14 protein-coding genes and 1 tRNA gene are annotated in these 17,277 nt (G+C 43.0%); 7 read left to right on the plus strand and 8 right to left on the minus strand.

Going from position 1 to position 17,277, the window contains the following annotated elements; translation table 11 throughout:
- Positions 1–47: 47 nt before the first annotated feature.
- The 6 genes from nuoH to AACS98_RS06370 form a co-directional block, all read right to left on the minus strand.
- On the minus strand, positions 48–1,166 hold the full coding sequence (gene nuoH / locus AACS98_RS06345; protein ID WP_066377464.1) for an NADH-quinone oxidoreductase subunit NuoH: 1,119 nt from the start codon (positions 1,164–1,166) through the stop codon (positions 48–50).
- A 464-nt stretch (positions 1,167–1,630) separates the two neighbouring features.
- Positions 1,631–2,767 (minus strand): citrate synthase, encoded by a 1,137-nt coding sequence (locus tag AACS98_RS06350; protein WP_066377466.1) that lies wholly within the window; start codon positions 2,765–2,767, stop codon positions 1,631–1,633.
- Between the two features lie 110 nt (positions 2,768–2,877).
- On the minus strand, positions 2,878–3,372 hold the full coding sequence (gene sixA, locus AACS98_RS06355; RefSeq protein WP_066377468.1) for a phosphohistidine phosphatase SixA: 495 nt from the start codon (positions 3,370–3,372) through the stop codon (positions 2,878–2,880).
- A 304-nt stretch (positions 3,373–3,676) separates the two neighbouring features.
- Positions 3,677–4,963, minus strand: a complete 1,287-nt coding sequence (locus AACS98_RS06360; protein WP_066377471.1) for a DHH family phosphoesterase — start codon at positions 4,961–4,963, stop codon at positions 3,677–3,679.
- A 410-nt stretch (positions 4,964–5,373) separates the two neighbouring features.
- Positions 5,374–5,493 carry a helix-turn-helix domain-containing protein gene (locus tag AACS98_RS06365; RefSeq protein ID WP_231867007.1) on the minus strand — a complete coding sequence of 40 codons (120 nt, stop codon included), beginning with the start codon at positions 5,491–5,493 and terminating at the stop codon, positions 5,374–5,376.
- Between the two features lie 484 nt (positions 5,494–5,977).
- A complete protein-coding gene (locus AACS98_RS06370; protein WP_066377473.1) occupies positions 5,978–6,475 on the minus strand; it encodes an HNH endonuclease in 498 nt (165 codons plus the stop codon).
- A gap of 459 nt (positions 6,476–6,934) precedes the next feature.
- On the opposite strand from AACS98_RS06370, the gene alr reads away from it, so the two are divergent.
- From alr to AACS98_RS06385, 3 genes are all read left to right on the plus strand, one after another.
- The gene (gene alr, locus AACS98_RS06375) at positions 6,935–8,122 is read left to right on the plus strand and encodes an alanine racemase (RefSeq protein ID WP_066377475.1); all 1,188 of its coding nucleotides are present in this window, start codon (positions 6,935–6,937) and stop codon (positions 8,120–8,122) included.
- A 95-nt stretch (positions 8,123–8,217) separates the two neighbouring features.
- Positions 8,218–8,299 (plus strand) — tRNA-Leu (locus tag AACS98_RS06380).
- Positions 8,300–8,563: 264 nt separating this feature from the next.
- Positions 8,564–9,169, plus strand: a complete 606-nt coding sequence (locus AACS98_RS06385) for a hypothetical protein (protein WP_066377479.1) — start codon at positions 8,564–8,566, stop codon at positions 9,167–9,169.
- Positions 9,170–9,227: 58 nt separating this feature from the next.
- Here the strand turns inward: AACS98_RS06385 and lnt are convergent, their stop codons facing one another.
- Positions 9,228–10,811 (minus strand): apolipoprotein N-acyltransferase, encoded by a 1,584-nt coding sequence (lnt, locus tag AACS98_RS06390; RefSeq protein ID WP_066377481.1) that lies wholly within the window; start codon positions 10,809–10,811, stop codon positions 9,228–9,230.
- On the minus strand, positions 10,808–13,408 hold the full coding sequence (gene gyrA, locus AACS98_RS06395; RefSeq protein WP_066377482.1) for a DNA gyrase subunit A: 2,601 nt from the start codon (positions 13,406–13,408) through the stop codon (positions 10,808–10,810). Before gyrA ends, lnt begins: the two co-directional genes overlap by 4 nt.
- Positions 13,409–14,089: 681 nt before the next feature.
- Here gyrA and AACS98_RS06400 point away from each other — a divergent pair.
- The 4 genes from AACS98_RS06400 (at position 14,090) to AACS98_RS06415 (ending at position 17,095) form a co-directional block, all read left to right on the plus strand.
- Positions 14,090–14,308: a hypothetical protein gene (locus tag AACS98_RS06400; RefSeq protein ID WP_066377484.1), complete on the plus strand. Its 219-nt coding sequence runs from the start codon at positions 14,090–14,092 to the stop codon at positions 14,306–14,308.
- 109 nt (positions 14,309–14,417) lie between these two features.
- A complete protein-coding gene (locus AACS98_RS06405; RefSeq protein WP_066377486.1) occupies positions 14,418–15,338 on the plus strand; it encodes a histone deacetylase family protein in 921 nt (306 codons plus the stop codon).
- 989 nt (positions 15,339–16,327) lie between these two features.
- Positions 16,328–16,465: a hypothetical protein gene (locus tag AACS98_RS06410; RefSeq protein WP_197480149.1), complete on the plus strand. Its 138-nt coding sequence runs from the start codon at positions 16,328–16,330 to the stop codon at positions 16,463–16,465.
- A 186-nt stretch (positions 16,466–16,651) separates the two neighbouring features.
- Entirely contained in the window at positions 16,652–17,095 is a 444-nt protein-coding gene (locus tag AACS98_RS06415; RefSeq protein WP_066377488.1) for a tellurite resistance TerB family protein, read from the plus strand.
- The last annotated feature ends 182 nt before the right edge of the window (positions 17,096–17,277 follow it).

Here is a 17,277-nt window from a genome sequence, read left to right on the forward strand (position 1 = left end):
ATGATCATTTTCTTAAAGATGAATGACCATTGACTCATGACTCATGACTAACCACCAAAGGCGACGGGAAAGGCGAGTTTTAGGGCTGCGGTTAATAGTAGATTTACTAACCCAACGGGTAGCAAAAACTTCCATCCTAAATCTAACAACTGGTCAATGCGTACCCGTGGTACTGTCCAGCGCAACAGGATAGCAATAAACACGAGAAAGTAAGCTTTGAGTAAGGTCATGAAGATACCCAAAGCCGCAGTAATGACTTGCAGTACGGGATTTAGTTCACTGACTCCCAACCAACCAGCTATCATGTTGATGGGAATGGGGAAATCCCAACCGCCTAAGTACAAAACTGCTACCAAAAGAGCAGAAAGCACTAAGTTAACGTAGGAACTGAGATAAAACAGGGCGAATTTCATCCCTGAGTATTCAGTTTGGTAGCCTGCAACCAGTTCTTCTTCGGCTTCTGGTAAGTCAAAAGGTAGGCGTTCGCATTCAGCTAAAGCTGCAATCCAAAAGATGAGAAAACCAAGGGGCTGTCGCCAAATGTTCCAGCCCAGGATACCGTAGCCGGATTGTTGGTTAACAATATCCACTGTGTCGAGGCTGTTAGACATCATCGCGATCGCTAACACACTCAACGCCAAGGGGATTTCATAACTAATGGACTGTGCTGCTGCCCGCAACCCCCCTAAGAGAGAGTATTTGTTATTAGAGGAGTAGCCAGCCATCAACAAGCCAATCGGCTGAATGCTAGATAAAGCAATCCACAAGAATATCCCGGTGCCGATGTTGGTGATCACAATATTCTGTCCAAAAGGCACAATCAAATAAGACAGAAACACTGGCAACACCACCAGGATAGGCCCTAGGGTAAATAACCAAGGGTCAGATTTGGCTGGGACAATATCTTCTTTAAATACCAGCTTTAAACCGTCGGCCACAGGAGCTAGTAAGCCCAAAGGCCCGATATATTCAGGGCCGATTCGCTGTTGTGCGGCGGCGGAAATCTTCCGTTCTAGCCACACACAAACAAGTACGCCCACTGTTGCCCCTATCAGCATCAGGATCATGGGCAGAGGCATCCAAATTGCTTTAGCTGCCCCTGGCGGGAGTCCTAAATCCATCAAGGATTTAATAAAAGTTCCTTGGAGGTCAATTCCTGAATTCATGTTTCCGTTCTTTAAGTCATCAAGTCATGGAGGGTGACAATTATTAGCTAAACTAATAGCTGCAACAGCACCCATTTATATCTCTGTTGAGATCACACCTGATTGAAGATTTTGCCGTTTCCCATGCCTAGTATATCGCCCGATGGTTTACGGCTTCTGTAGCTACATGAGAACTTCTACTTATAGCTAGGATTGAGATTGACTATGAGCAGGGGTGTAGGGGAGATGAGGGGGATGAGGGGGATGAGGGGGATGAGGGGGACAAGGGAAAACTTGTTAACCAGTCCCCAGTCCCCAGTCCCCAGTCCCCAGTCCCCAGTCCCCAATCTTCAGTCCCCAGTCCCCAGTCCCTCAAACAAGCAACACAAAGCCGCCGCTTCCATTTTGGTAACGGTTTTCCACTGTCTATTCAGTTTCTACTGCCCAAGACTGGGGGGTGATGTGACTGACAATGGAATTACTACTTAACGTTGGTCGAGGGGGATGTAAGGAACTCCGTGATCACCGTTATAAATCTGGGTTGGACGGAAAATCCGGTTTTCTGCGAGTTGTTCTTTCCAGTGAGCTAGCCAACCAGCCACACGAGCGATCGCAAATATTGGTGTAAATAAGTCTGTGGGAATTCCCATCTTTCTATACACCAAACCGGAATAAAAGTCAACATTAGGATAAATTCCTTTGTGACCAAGTTTCTCTTCGACTACCCGTTCCATTTCTTGGGCAATGTCGTAATATTTGTCTGCGCCAAACTTCGCAAACAATTGTTCTGCTAGGTCTTGCAAAATTATCGCTCTGGGGTCTTTGACTTTGTAGACGCGATGACCAAAGCCCATTAGCTTCTGTTTGCGTTGCAGTCTATCCTCAACATAAGGACGAACATTTTCTACCGAGCCGATTTCTTCCAACATCTGAATGACTTCTTCGTTAGCTCCACCGTGAAGCGGGCCGCCCAAAGTTCCTACAGCACTGGCTACCACGGCGTAGGGGTCAGTTAAGGTAGAAGCTGTTACCCTAGCACTGAAGGTAGAAGCATTCATTGTATGTTCAACGTGGAGAATCAAGCAGACATCAAAGATTTTTGCCGCCAATTCATCCGGTTCTTTCTCGTTGAGCATGTAGAGAAAATTGGCAGAATAATCTAAGTCATCGCGAGGCTTTACGGGGTCGTTACCTTTCCGCATTAACTGGAATGCTGCCACCATTGTGGGGATAGTGGCAATTAACCGCACTACAGAATCCCGAATATAAGCCGGATTATGTAAATCTCGCAGGGAGTAAAACAAGCCTAAAGCCGCAGCAGAGGCTTGTAGCGCATCCATTGGATGACCGCTTTCCGGGAAGCATTTCATCATGTCCCGAATGCGGTATTTAATCCGCCTGTGGAGGCGAACTTCTTCCTCAAATGCTTGCAGTTCTTGTTTACTTGGCAATTCGCCCCAGATGAGGAGATAAGCAGTTTCCAAAAATGTACTTTTTGCGGCTAATTCCTCAATCCGAATGCCACGATATTCTAGTATTCCCTTCTGCCCATCTACATGACTGATACTCGATTGGGCGGCGGGAATGCCCTCTAAACCAGGCTTGTATTCGCACACCATCATGGCAACACCATTTGCTTAGTGAAATATTCGACACGCTAACTTACCAGAAATTATGGTCGCCATAACAGTAACCGAGCTTACAACAATTCTTTAAGAAAGGTTGCAAAAAGTTATAGCAAGTACCTGGGCGGTGTCAACCAAAACATCTGACTACTACCCACAGGTGAACCGATTTCTGGCAGTTTTACTCCGATCATACCTGCTTTTTTGAGGACTAAACTGTTTTTGGCTTCTCCCCAGAGAAGAATTTCTGCCCAATTACTCAAACAAGGCTCATGTCCTACAAGGGCTAATTGGGTGTTTGGCGGTAAATTTCGGGGTTTTAACCAATAATCTAACCAACTGGAAATATGACCATTGGGAGCTAAATGGTTGGACACTTCTAACTGTGAACTAAGTTTAGCTTGCAGTAAGATATCTGCTGTTTGACGGGCGCGTACTAGGGGGCTGGTGACTATCAAATCAAACTGTAAACCCAGTTTTTTCAGGCGTTGGGCTACTTTCTCGGTTTTTTCCCGTCCTTCTGGAGTTAGTTCCCGTTCCTCATCTTTGATTCCGGCTTGCTTTTCTACGGCTATGCCATGTCGAATTAGATACAGTTCCACAGTAGATTCCTAGCTGACAATTGAGGAGTTACACCCACTGTGAATTAACATATCCTATTCTTGAACATGACGCACCCAAGCAGTGAACAAACTTACAGCATTTTTCATACTGACTTATGAAGCTGTATACCTACAATCAACTAGACAAATCATATAACTAATTGTATCTAATTTGACAATACATAAACAGCCAAGAAATTAATTTCTTGGCTTCAATCTCAATTAGTTAAAGCTGCATAACAACCGTTTTTGCATCGGTTTTAATAGACTCTGGTTATCTATTGCTTGTAATTTAGTTCAAGATTCACTCAGACTGAATGGGGTTGTCTTTAGGATTCACTAATTTGAATAACTTCTGCTTAATTTGCGCGTCAAATACTTCCCATTTCATTTTCGCGTAGGCAGAATTTTCATTACTCCCAGATAAGAATCCCATCGGAATTTCAAAACCACCAGCACCAGTCCTACCACCACCAAAAAATCGTCCGCTACTATCTTGACCAAAGGCTTCTTTGATAAATTCATCAGGATCTAAGGTGAGTTTGGTAGTTCTTAGGGAACCAATCACCACTTCTAACTCGTCATCTTCATCGTGAACAATGCCATACACTACGGCAGTATGGACGTTTTCTTCGGTAACTAAAAAATCTGCCGCTTGGGGGATGGCATCGCGGTCGTCGTAGCGTAAGTATCCTACACCAGCAATAGAAAAGTTATTTTGGACGATGCGGTTTTTGAGCGATCGCTCAATCACATCCATCACCCGTTTAGAACGGTTGGCTTGCAGTATCGCATTCAGCAATTGAGCATCATAAAACCGACTCAGATACGCGGCTGCCATAAAATCTTCTTCTTGGGCTTGCATGAGGCGATTAGTATCTGAACGCAAGCCGTGCATTAAGGCAGTAGCACATCTAACGTGTTGGCTAATGCTACTATCTAACGCCAGTAAGCCAGATTGAAGATATTGAGTAAAAATTGTGGCTGTAGCTCGCACATAAGGACGAACATCCGCAAATTCTGTTTTCAGTTCAGCTTGTATGCTGTGGTGATCAATGACTGCTACCAGTGGTATTCCTGCTTGCTGTACTGCTGTTAGTAACTGGCTGGTTGTGCCTTGGTTATCGATTAAGACAAAGCCCTGATACGATGATAAGTCTTTATTTTTCAGGGTTTGCGTTGTCCAGCGTTGGGCAGGTAAACCTGTGAGCTTCACTAGGGCAATATTTTCTTGATGGCTTAAAGTCCCAGCATAAATAATTTCACACTTGATATCATATTGCTGGGCAATTAGTTGGTAAGTCCAAGCAGAAGACAACGCATCAGGATCAGGAAAGTCTTGCAAAATGATCAACTGACGCTCATGCCGGTGTGATAGTAGCGTCTGTTGCAATTCTTCTGACTTTTGAAATGCTAAGGAATTGCTACGTTGCCCTATATATAAGCCGACTCCTTCGCCGTTAGCAGTAGGTAACGTGGATCTAATCAATGAAATTTCTGTGTCTTTATCTATTTCAGGTTCCTCCGGATTTGACTCGGTAGCCACTGAAAAATTATCAGACTGCTTAATCAAGGAAGAATTCAATTGCATAGTGACGGTGATTGTAAGTGTGAGGCGTAATATATTTGTTCAGAGACACTAAAACCAGCACTTGACTGATTTAGCCCCACATTCTGATCTTCGCAAAAATATGAGGAGATAGGGATATGTATCTCGGTATATTTCTTGTCAAGAAGATAGTTCGGCAATCCTCCTAATTATACCAGAATGCACATAGAGGCTGAAAACTCATCCCAAATGCTTATCAATGCTGATTATGTTTTTTAGATAAGTAAACAGCAAAGCTATTGCCAGCTATTGCCTAAATACAGATGTCAACAACATCAAAGGCTAGAACTTTCTTGTTTGCCGATTACTTTCTCAAGCTACTGTTTTGCTCAAGCCGATTCAAAAAAGCTCACAAATGCTAACAAGTGCCAGCTTTTTCTTCCTGCTTCTTCCTAGAGCTGACACAATGCTAAACCTTGATTCCAAGCATGTCTGGCTACTCCGGCGTGTTGTGCTAGTAGTAGTCGTTGTTTTCGCTTGAGTTTTAGTTGTGTCTTAAATCCTAGTAGCATGATGCTATTCTACAGCCAAATCCCGACATCATCACCACATACATCAGTTGTGTCACCTAGATTAAATGTGAGTATTTGTCAGCAATAGTTAGCAAATCATTAACTAGCTACTAACTCTCCCGTGCAATGGAGGGTTTAGGCATCCAGGATGATGAATAAATCCATAAAAGCCTTCTTTTATCGTCTTAACTGAGAAATTCTCAAATAATTTAGATTTTTTTAATTTTATGTGTTATGATGTGATGCTGTTGAAGAATTGATATGTCCAGTTTACACAGCACAAAGCTGTGCAATCAACAGCAATCAATAACCCAGGCTATCAGCCCGGCTCACACCCAGACTAGCTAATCACGATGCCACGTTTGTACCCAAGCCAATTTACATCCAAATTACTAACACTGCCTTGTCTCACAAGACAAACAGATGTAGCACCTGGATTAGGTGACAATCAAAATTCTGGATATTTGGGGTTAGCTAGTTAATGTCAAAGTCCTATAACATATTTTTGCCATTCTTGATGCAGTCCACTCTTCAAATGCTTGCCAACCTCAAAATAGAGGCTACTATAGGGTTTGCGAGGCGGATGACGCAGCAACATATGTGCTTCGTGGGGAGTGCGATTACCTTTTTTGACATTGCAACGCACGCAAGCGGTAACAATGTTTTCCCAGGAGTCTCCCCCACCACGCGATCGCGGGATTACGTGGTCTAATGTTAGTTCATCGCCTGTATAACCGCAGTATTGGCAAGTGTGTCCGTCTCGATGCAAGATATTCCGGCGAGTCAAAGGAATTTCCTTGTAAGGAACGCGGACATAGTGACGCAACCGAATAACGGTTGGCAAGGGAAAATCCGCATAAAGTAACCTGCCGTTATGTTCAACTCGTTCTGCTTTACCTTTAATTAGCAGAACCGCAGCACGCCGCCAGCTCGTGATGTTGAGCGGTTCGTAAGAGGCGTTTAGGACTAAAACCTTCCCCATTGATTGACGCTCAAGGTATTAGTTTTACATATATTAACACGAATCTCCTCTCATTGGGAGATGAGAATAAATTATACTTCCGCGAGAATTTTAAAATTGATACAAATCAGTGTAGATAATTGCTGACAAACTTCCCAGTAGCAATCATCTGTCTGCCTTGTTGCTGCATAATCTAGCTGATATTCATCTGGAAGGCGGCTATTAAAGAACGTATATATTTTGAGCCAGGGTTTTGTTTACCTTTGCCGGATGCCTCACAGATTAAATCTTATGGATTATTGGTAAATCTTACTTACACCCAAAGATAGGGAATTGGGAGTTATGGGCGTGGGTATATTGTATTCATTCCTAAATCAAGGTTAAACTTCCTGATTAACTTAGATATACCTCGCAGGATTAGAAATCAAAATAATTACAATATTCAACAATCAAACAGTGGTGTGAGAGGAGGGTGAAAAAATGTTAAGTCGTGAGCAAGCTTCCAGCGTTGCTACTAATCAACAGTGCGACACCTACGCCTGGTTTTCCCAACGTGCGTGGGTGGAAATTGACTTAGGGGCTTTGTCTTATAATATACAACAAATCAAGCAATTTTTATCACCACGTACCCAGTTAATGGCAGTAGTGAAGGCGGATGCTTACGGACATGGTGCTGTGACAGTGGCGCAAACGGTATTGCAAGCGGGTGCGAGTTGGTTGGGAGTCGCCACAGTTCCAGAGGGAATTCAACTGAGAGAAGCGGGAATTAAAGCCCCAATTTTGATTTTAGGGGCAACTTATACCCCAGAACAAATTCATGCGATCGCTCACTGGCATCTTCAGCCCACCATCGGCAGTCCCAAACAAGCTTTAATATTTTCCAATACCTTAGAAACTATTGAATATGGTTCGCCTTTGCCTGTACACATTAAGCTAGACACAGGAATGTCTAGGCTGGGTACAAACTGGGAACAAGCCGGGGAGTTTGTGCAGTTAGTAGAAAGTTTACCCCGTCTTGAGATTGCCAGTGTATATTCCCACTTAGCAACTGCTGATAGTCCTGACCCAGCTATCATGCTAGAACAACATAGAAGATTTGAGGAGGCGATCGCCCAAATTCACGCCTTGGGAATCAAAATCAAGAGTTTGCACCTAGCCAACTCAGCCGCCACCCTTACCAACAGAGGATTACACTATGACATGGTGCGCGTCGGTTTAGCGGTGTATGGACTTTACCCAGCACCACATTTACAACCAACCATCAAACTTAAACCTGTGCTGCAACTCAACGCCAGAGTTACCCACGTTAAAACCATCGCTGCGGGTACTGGTGTCAGCTACGGACATCAATTTATCGCCCCCCGTGAAATGCGCCTTGCTGTTGTGGGAATTGGTTATGCTGACGGCGTACCGCGTAATCTTTCTAACAAAATGCACGTATTAATTCGTGGTCAACGTGTACCGCAAATCGGCGCGATTACAATGGATCAGTTGATGATCGATGTTAGTACAGTACCAGATGTGCAGGAAGGAGAAATCGTTACCTTATTGGGAGAACAAGGCAAAGAGCGAATTTTAGCCGATGATTGGGCTGAAACACTCAACACGATTTCCTGGGAAATTCTCTGTGGCTTTAAACATCGCTTGCCGCGCGTGGCAGTTATCTAATTAGGTGGAAAATTGGGGATTTGGTATGAGCAAAAAATTTTCTTTCCTAGTCCCCATTTCTCGAAAAAGTATGTTAAGCTAGTATAGTTGCTCAGGCGGATGTGGCGGAATTGGCAGACGCGCTAGATTTAGGTTCTAGTTCCGAGAGGAGTGAAGGTTCAAGTCCTTTCATCCGCATAAGTTAAAAACTAGCCATTTTTGGATATATTTGGCTAGTTTTGTGTATTTTTAAGACTTATGTAAGTGTGATAATTAAACTGTATTGTAGGGTGCGTCAGAGTTAATAATTCGCTAACAATTAACATATTTTTGACATTTAAAAACACAGGGTTTTCCATATATCCTTGACAAATTGGTGAAGGTATTGATCATACCAATAAATTATTCAGACTATTGATAGATATGGCTATATATCAATAGTGAGTCACAGATACACTCAAGGTGACAGTTAACATATATAAATTAAACACAAAATTCATAAGTGCATATTTTGGTGGAATTTTCCCAAGTTTGAGCAATGCTTGGAGAGAAACACTTGGAGAGATTTTATTGATATGGATTTATGAATTTACTCAGCTAGAAGGAATGAGTTTAGCCATGAAAAATATCAAGTGGGATAGTGGCTTTCTAAATAGCAGTGTGGCTTTATTGGGGTTATTGGGAGGAATTGTTGCTTTTGCTATGCCAACGATGGCAGCAGTAGAAGGAAATAGTTACGATGTTAGGGTTCAATCAAGCGATCGCGATAGGTTTGATGCTTGTTTTGATTTTGGTCAACGAAATAATTTAAGAATTGATGGATTAGGGGCTGTCTATGACGGGACAAATTTAGGTAGGAATAACCGAAATTGGCAAGCTGTCACTAGATCATCTTCTGTAAATGTGGGATTTAGCGGTAGAAGCACTGCCAACTTTCAAGGTCGTTCTGGAAGAATCAGTGGTAATGCAATTAATTCTAATGGCACCACTTTTACATTTGACGGACGAATTAGAAGAGATCCATGTCCTGCACTTAGAACCAGACAGACTAATCCGTTCTTGAAATAACTACCCACCGGAGGCGATCGCTTTTTCTCAATCTCCCCATCTCAGCCTTTAGCGATCGCTATGACACAGCCTTAGCCTTGCTGTAGCGGGGGGCAAATTTCCCTAACACAGCCAAAAATAATAATCCAGGTGTCAACCAATCACCCCAACGCACATATAAAGTTTTTGTCTGTCGTCGGTAAATCGTGGCTGCATGGGTTTCATAAGTATTGTATCCAGACATCCACAAAGTTTTACCATGAGGATCAACAAAGGCTGAATATCCGGTGTTAGTTGCCCTCACTGACCATCTATCAGTTTCAATTGCTCGCATGATATCCTGGGCGTGATGCTGGAATGGCATGGCAGCACTATAATGAGCATCATTGGAAGAACTCAGGATAAATTCCCCACCCGCAGCAGCTTGTCGGCGAAATACTTCAGGGAAAGCAGACTCGTAACAAATGCCCACAATTGCCCGCCCCAAGGGAGTGTCAAAGATTTGATTGGGTGAACCATGTACTTGATGTTCATCCAATGGTGATAAACGCTGAATAATCGCCCCTAAAACTTCCTCAAAGGGGATATACTCACCCAACGGTACTAATTTGGATTTGTCGTAGCGGCTGGTAATTTCACCGTCACCGTTGATGGTAAATAAACTGTTGGTGTAGCTGCGTCCCTTGCTGCCAAAAGCCCCCACCCAAGCAATTACACCTTTGTCTTTTATCGCTGAGACTAGGGGAGTCACCGCCAAATTTTTGTCAAAAAAAGGCATTGCGCCTTCTGGAGTCAAGACGGCATTAACACCTTGATTCACTAAGGTTAAATATCCCTCGGTGTAACCTCTAATGGCGCGTTGCACTCCTTCAGGCAGTAGTTTAATTTTGTTGGGAATATTTCCCTGAACTACCCCCACCTTTAAGGCGGCGGCGGTTGGTTGGGCGATGGGAGGAATGTATAATACAAAACCAATCAGGTGTAAACCAACTAATAAACCTGTGGCAACTGCTAAATATTTGTTAATGAAGCGTGAAGTCTGGTTTTGTTGGTAATTTATCCAGCCTTCCGCAATTAAACCATTGACGGCGACAATGGCGGCTGTGACGGTATTCGGCCCGGAGAGTTGACCTAGATGCAGAATTACGAGGTTATGCGGACTTTGGGTGTAAGCTAGAGAACTCCACCACAAAGGCCCGGCACTCCACAAGCTTTCTAAACCGCACCACATTGCTGTGCCGAATAAGATACGTAGTAGGGATTTTTGCAGGTTGAGACGCGACATTACACCAGCCCAAATCCCTACAAATACCCCACCCCAGAGACTAATAAATGTCCAACAAAACACGGTGATAGCTAAACTTGGCCACCAAGGCACACCCAACCAATCCATAGGATGGATGCCGGTAATCCAAAATAAGGCTACACCGTGATAACCCATACCCCAGGCTACACCCAGCAGGGGTAGGGGATAGGGATTTTTTCTGTTAGCACAAGTGATAACTAGCACCCAGAGGGGGGCTAGGGCTAGCCAAGCTAGGAACCATGCACCCACAGGGGCGACGGTTAACCCCATGACTATCCCACTGGCTAGGGAAAGTAAAAGGTAAATAGCAAAAGGGAGTATTTCTTTTACCTGTTTACTTTTTACTTTTGACTTCATTCCGCTTCTTCCACGTCGGCTGTATCGGCTGTATCGGCTGTATCAGGAGGAACTATTGCTACTCCGGTAATTGCGTCATCTTCGTCGAGTCTTTGCACTCTCACCCCAGTTGCAGAACGGGATTGTACAGAAATTGCGTTGACTGCTTGACGAATTATAATACCGCGACTTGTCACCATCATGATTTCATTATCATTGTTGACAATACCGAGGGTGGCTAATTGGTCTTTGGTTTTGCGGTTTTTGAATTTAGTCGCCATTAAACCTTGTCCAGCCCGATTTTGTAGGCGGAATTGGGCTACTGGGACGCGCTTTCCGTAACCTCCCATTGTGATGACTAATACCCAAGGGCCGATGCTGCCGTTACCTGGAACTTCTGCGGTTTCTTCGCTGGTTTCGAGTTCTTCGGTTTCGGGTTCTTCGATGTCGGTTTCGTCGGTGTTTAATGTATCGAGAATGGCGGCGGGCAGAATATCCATCCCGACTAATTCATCCCCTGGCTTGAGTTTCATGGATTTGACTCCACGAGTCGCCCTACCTAAAGGACGCAGTTGTTCGTGGTTACATCTAAAGTGTATTGCCATACCATGACGAGAACCGACAATTACGCTGTCTTCGACTCTGGCGCGACGTACCCAGCGCAGTTGATCCCCTTCTTCTAAGGAAATGGCTATTAAGCCGTTGGCGCGAATGTTGCTGAATGCTGCCAATTCGGTTTTCTTGATGTTACCGCCTTTGGTGAGCATGACTAAGTATTCTTCGCTGCTAAACTCATCAACGGGGACTATGGATGTAATTTTTTCTTCTTTGGGTATGGGTAGGAGTTGTACTATGGGGGTGCCGCGACTGGTACGTGAACCGACGGGGATTTGATAGGCTTTCAGGCAATAGACGACTCCGCGATCGCTAAAGAATAAGACGCTATCATGGTCGCAGCAAGTTAAGAAATGCTCGACTGTATCATCATCTTTCACCTTGGCGGCGGCTTTGCCTCTGGTAGCACGGCTTTGCGCCTCAAAGGTGTTGACTGGCATCCGTTTGATATAGCCTTGCTCTGTCAACAGAATAATGGCTTTTTCATTGGCGATCAAGTCGCGATCGTCAATTTCTCCTTCGGCGTGGGTGATGACTGTGCGTCGGGGTGTGGCAAAGCTGGTTTTAATTTGGCTGACTTCAGTTTCTATGATTTCTAGAATCCGTTCGCGTCGTGCCAAAATATCTTGTAAATCAGCAATCTGATTTTGCAAATCTTCGTGTTCTAAGCGGATTTTGTCAGCTTCTAAGGCTGTTAACCGCCGCAATTGCATCTGTAAAATTGCATCGGCTTGCACTTCTGAGAGTCCGTAAGTGGTGATTAACTCACCTTTGGCTGTGGGTGCATCTGGCGCGTTGCGAATTAAGTTAATAATCGCATCGAGATGGGACAAAGCAATTAGTAAGCCTTGTAACAAATGGTCACGTTCTTCGGCTTTTCGCAGTTCGTAGCGGGTGCGTCTGGTGATCGATTCGATGCGGAAATCGAGGAAGACGTTGAGAAATTGCTTGAGGGTGAGGATTTGCGGTTCGCCGTTCACCAATGCCAACATATTCGCGCCAAAGTTGGCTTGTAGTGGTGTTTGTTTATATAGGTTATTTAGCACCACACGGGGATAGGCATCTCGTTTGAGTTCGATCACGATTCTCATCCCATCGCGATCGCTTTCATCTCGAATGTCTGCTATTCCTTCAATGCGCTTGTCGTTCACCAACTCGGCAATTTTTTCAATCAGTGCGGCTTTGTTGGTTTGATAGGGTAATTCGGTGATGATAATGGCTTCTCTATCGGGACGGCCTCGCTGTTCAATGGTTTCTATGTTGGCGACACCCCGCATGGTAATGGAACCACGCCCTGTGGTGTAGGCTTCTTTAATGGCGGATGTCCCCAGAATTTGCCCCCCGGTGGGAAAGTCTGGCCCGTGGACATACTGCATTAATTGTAAATCGGTAATTTCTGGGTTGTGAATTACTGCCACTAACCCATCAATTAATTCGCCTAAATTGTGGGGTGGGATGTTGGTAGCCATGCCTACCGCAATCCCCGAAGAACCATTGAGAAGTAGTTGGGGGATACGGGAGGGTAAAACCGTCGGTTCTTGTTGGGAACCGTCGAAGTTATCGATAAAATCTACAGTTTCCGACTCTATGTCTTGGAGGAGGGCAGAACTGGTTAAAGCTTGCAAGCGACACTCAGTATAACGCATTGCCGCCGGTGGGTCATTGTCCACCGAACCAAAGTTACCATGACCGTTAATTAGAGGCGATCGCATGGAAAAATCCTGTGCCATCCGCACCAAGGCATCATACACCGCCGTATCGCCGTGGGGGTGATATTTACCCAACACTTCCCCGACTACACGGGCGCACTTCCGAAACGGGCGATCGTGGGTTAGCCCTAGTTCGTGCATAGCGTAGAGGATGCGACGATGCACAGGTTTTAGACCATCCCTGGCATCTGGTAACGCCCTACCCACGATCACACTCATGGCGTATTCCAGATAAGACCGGGACATTTCATTCCGCAGATCCGTCGGGATAATCCTCTCCTGTGAGGTTGTCATAAACTAAAAAACTCCAAAAAACTTAGATTTTAGCCTTCGTACTTGACAAAGCGCAAAATAATGCAAAATTATTCCAGAATAATTGCCATATTTTGCTACAATTCTAACACAATCTTGTCTACCTCTGCCGAGGTATCTCACCCATCTATCTGACTAAATTTGTGATGAAAATTTAGTTAGTTAGCCTCGCTGAATTTTAATTAAAAAATAAATTAATTTTTCACCTAACAATTTTTGTTAGTTGATTTGACAAAAAGTATGTTAATTACTCAAGTAAAACCAACTATAGACATGGTTTTCCTGTTATTTGTTCCCTGTTTATCTTGACGTGTCTTTGCTAATAATGGGAATTTTGACTAATTACTTGTGTGTAGGTTTGACAAAGTATTCAAGTAATTTTTACTGATATATAAAACATGAAAATAGCCGCAATAATTAGCATAAACAGATAAAATTAATCAATATTGAGCATAAGATTTTTTATTTAATTATTGCTGTGACTGTCATGGTTTAATTGAGAGCATGATTATGGGAGTCAAAAAGCGAAAAAAACGTAGCGATGTTTCCTGGTAAAGCTTTTTTTTCAAGACAGCAACATCAAATCTAATGCTTTAGATAGGGCAAAATTACCAATCCGATATTTTAGCCTAGATTTGGAGATTTCAGGTTAAATAAATTCTCATGACGAAAGAAACTACTCCCAGTCAAGCCGAAAAGATGAATCCAGAAGGTGATGCGTCACAATTAAGTCCAGAGATGCGGGATAAAATTAAGCATCCACCCAAAATGGATGATGTAATTCGTGAACAATCACCAGAGGAACGTCGAGGTAATCAAGCTTTAGTCCCAGAAATGTTAGAGCAACCACGAGATGAAATCATTGGTTTCGCCGAAGAATAGGGGATGAGGGAGAATTTTGATTCAGTCACCAATGCCCAATGCCCAATGCCCAATGCCCGGCTGAGTATACAATGGCATTGATTATTTTGCTGTGAATATTTTCCTCCCTATGTTCCCTGTTATCTATTCTGATGAGTTTCTTGATCACAAAACAGGAAGATATCATCCAGAAAATCCAGAAAGGTTGACGGCGATAGTCAATGCTTTGAAAAAATCTGAGTTGGCTGAAAAACTTACTTGGCAGTCGCCGACACCCGCATCAGAAAATTTATCCTTGATGTCGCTTGTAACCAAAGCCCATAGTCCAGCTTATATCAAGAAACTTCAAGAAATCGCCGCTACTGGTGGCGGTTATTTGGATGGTGATACTCCCGTTTCTCCCCGCAGTTATGATGTGGCGTTGTTAGCGGTGAGTGCTTGGTTGGATGGGGTGGATACTGTACTTAACTCAGAAAATCCGGCGTTTGTGTTGTCTCGTCCACCAGGACATCATGCTGAAAGTGATACTGGGATGGGCTTCTGTCTATTTTCTAATGCGGCGATCGCAGCTTTTTATGCTTTAGAACAACCCGCAGTTAACCGTGTCGCTATCCTCGATTGGGATGTACATCATGGTAACGGTACTCAGGCGATCGTGGAAATGCACCCCCAAATAGCTTACTGTTCTTTACATCAATATCCCTGCTATCCCGGTACTGGTAGAGCCACAGAACACGGTTTTCATAATAATGTGTTAAATCTTCCCGTTCCTCCCGGTAGTGATATCACAGTTTATCAGCCGTTAGTGGAACAAAAGATAGTACCGTTTTTAGCTGAGTTTCAGCCAGATTTATTAATTGTTAGTGCTGGTTATGATGCTAATGCTGATGATCCTTTAGCTAGCATCAATTTACAACCCAGAGATTATGCGGTGTTGACTGATTATTGTTTAGGAATTACACGTAAAATTCTCTTTGGCTTAGAAGGTGGTTATGATTTTGAAACCCTGGCTCAATCTGTGATTGCCACAATTGCACCTTGTCTGAGTTAAGCCCAAAGATGCCATTGCGGAAATATTTCTTCATATCCTGCCACCTGACATCATGTCCGGCTAATTACTTATGATCAGTTTTCGATGCTGATTTTTTCTCTTTTCCCGTTCCCCGTTCCCTGTTCCCTGTTCCCTGTTCCCTCTGTTCCCTGTTCCCTCTGTTGCCTGTTCCCTGTTCCCTGTTCCCTAACTTTCACTCACAACAATTTCCCAGATAGGAGGAATATTAAGTAATGTTGCGCCCAGTCAAACAGAGATGAGGAAAAAAAACTTAAAATTGATGACAAATTTTTGTAATTCAGCATAAATATTGAGTATTTTAGTATCTATGAACTTTCATTACAGTATGAGCAATGCCAGTGATGATTGCGGCTATCTGTCCTACAGTATCAGCGTTACAGGCAAATATTTGTGTTTTTTGCTTGGAGAATATTATCAGGATTTTTACTAAGAAATGAAGTATATAAACAGCTCTGTTTACATTACTTAATCAATCTGTGGCAGAAACACAGCTATCCAGATAGATTCATATTTTATATTGAATTTTTTAAACTAATTTATCAATTTATTTTATATATCATTCCCTGCTAAATTTAAGTATATCAATCAATAGCTTGCAAGTAAATTTGCTGATAATTTATCTGAATAATTTCTGGTTTTTTCCGAAAAATCAAGTTATATTAGCTCTTTTTTGAATTTTAATATTTTTCACTATTTTAATAAATATTTGTGCTGGAATTTACAAGCTGTACTGGATATTAACAGTAAATAAAATGCTGAAATTTGAGCCATAAACAATTTTCAGTATTGTCTGTGACTAACTTAGGGCTAAATTCATCAAATCTTCAGAAAGAAAAAATCTTATTGGTCTGATGCAAGAGCTAAAGTTTTGTTAAGATGCAATTGCTAGCAGTTTCTCAACGGAATTTTTCACTAAGAACGTGGAGAAATAATCAATACTAGCAACACAAAGTTCAACAGGTGAAGCTATGACCACCTATATTTTTTTCGATGAAGCCTTGCGGATATTAACCAACGCCTATCTGCTGTCAGCAATACTGTTAATTGCAGCTTCTGGTATAGGGTTGGCAGTTATTGAAACCATTGAAAAGACAGGACAACGCTAAATTAACCCATAGTTCTGAAACTATATATATATTTAATTTCCAGCATCTTGGGTGGGAGTGTTCACTGTCCAAAAATCTTGGGAACACTAAATCATGAAAGTCTCACAGCCTTTCAGGTTAACCCGACAGTTAAGAACTGTAAAGGTAACTGTACGCTATTGAGACCCCCATCCAAGAGCGACTATCATGAATCTACTAGATGCAGTTCTGAGCAAAGAAACCCTAGCCCCTGAAATCCTTAGCCCAGCCGAAGCTTTTGCAGCTATCGTCTTAATGTCCACATTATGCGATAGTTATTTGAGTGATGAGCAACAGTATCATTTGACCTCTGTGTTGTCAAGGACAAAGCTGTTGAGAAATTACTCACCACAAGCAATCTATCAGCTATTACAGAAAAACTTAGATATTCTTTGGCGAGATGGTTTTAATGCCTTATTTAATCTAGCTAAAGCCTCGTTATCCCCAGAATTACGAGAAGCCGCTTTTGCGGTAGCTGCTGATTTGGTTTTGGGTGAGGGTTTAGTCACGGAAGAAGAAAAAATCTTTTTAAATGATTTATCTCAAGCTTTAGGTATTTCTCGCGATATCGCAACACAGATTTTACAGGTAATGTCAATTAAAAATCTTTGAGAGGCTGATTATCAAAATTATTTTGACTAAAGGAATGGGATACAAGCCCCGCCCTTGCAGGGCGGCTTGACTTGTGTTAGGATAAATGCCGTAGATGTTTTCCACGTCAATGATAGTTTTAGAGTTTAAAGTCAAAGGGAAAACAACTCAATACGCAGCTATAGATGAGGCGATCAGAACCG

It is taken from the genome of Anabaena sp. CA = ATCC 33047, from assembly GCF_963870205.1.
GTDB lineage: Bacteria > Cyanobacteriota > Cyanobacteriia > Cyanobacteriales > Nostocaceae > Trichormus.

What these genes read in the sequence shown, in the direction of transcription:
- AACS98_RS06365 (WP_231867007.1), bottom strand. Translation starts at nt 5,493, where the DNA reads ATGCTACTAGGATTTAAGACACAACTAAAACTCAAGCGAAAACAACGA.
- AACS98_RS06400 (WP_066377484.1), top strand. Translation starts at nt 14,090, where the DNA reads ATGACGAAAGAAACTACTCCCAGTCAAGCCGAAAAGATGAATCCAGAA.
- lnt (WP_066377481.1), bottom strand. Translation starts at nt 10,811, where the DNA reads ATGAAGTCAAAAGTAAAAAGTAAACAGGTAAAAGAAATACTCCCTTTT.
- AACS98_RS06370 (WP_066377473.1), bottom strand. Translation starts at nt 6,475, where the DNA reads ATGGGGAAGGTTTTAGTCCTAAACGCCTCTTACGAACCGCTCAACATC.
- AACS98_RS06360 (WP_066377471.1), bottom strand. Translation starts at nt 4,963, where the DNA reads ATGCAATTGAATTCTTCCTTGATTAAGCAGTCTGATAATTTTTCAGTG.
- nuoH (WP_066377464.1), bottom strand. Translation starts at nt 1,166, where the DNA reads ATGAATTCAGGAATTGACCTCCAAGGAACTTTTATTAAATCCTTGATG.
- AACS98_RS06405 (WP_066377486.1), top strand. Translation starts at nt 14,418, where the DNA reads ATGTTCCCTGTTATCTATTCTGATGAGTTTCTTGATCACAAAACAGGA.
- AACS98_RS06410 (WP_197480149.1), top strand. Translation starts at nt 16,328, where the DNA reads ATGACCACCTATATTTTTTTCGATGAAGCCTTGCGGATATTAACCAAC.
- gyrA (WP_066377482.1), bottom strand. Translation starts at nt 13,408, where the DNA reads ATGACAACCTCACAGGAGAGGATTATCCCGACGGATCTGCGGAATGAA.
- alr (WP_066377475.1), top strand. Translation starts at nt 6,935, where the DNA reads ATGTTAAGTCGTGAGCAAGCTTCCAGCGTTGCTACTAATCAACAGTGC.
- AACS98_RS06415 (WP_066377488.1), top strand. Translation starts at nt 16,652, where the DNA reads ATGAATCTACTAGATGCAGTTCTGAGCAAAGAAACCCTAGCCCCTGAA.
- AACS98_RS06350 (WP_066377466.1), bottom strand. Translation starts at nt 2,767, where the DNA reads ATGATGGTGTGCGAATACAAGCCTGGTTTAGAGGGCATTCCCGCCGCC.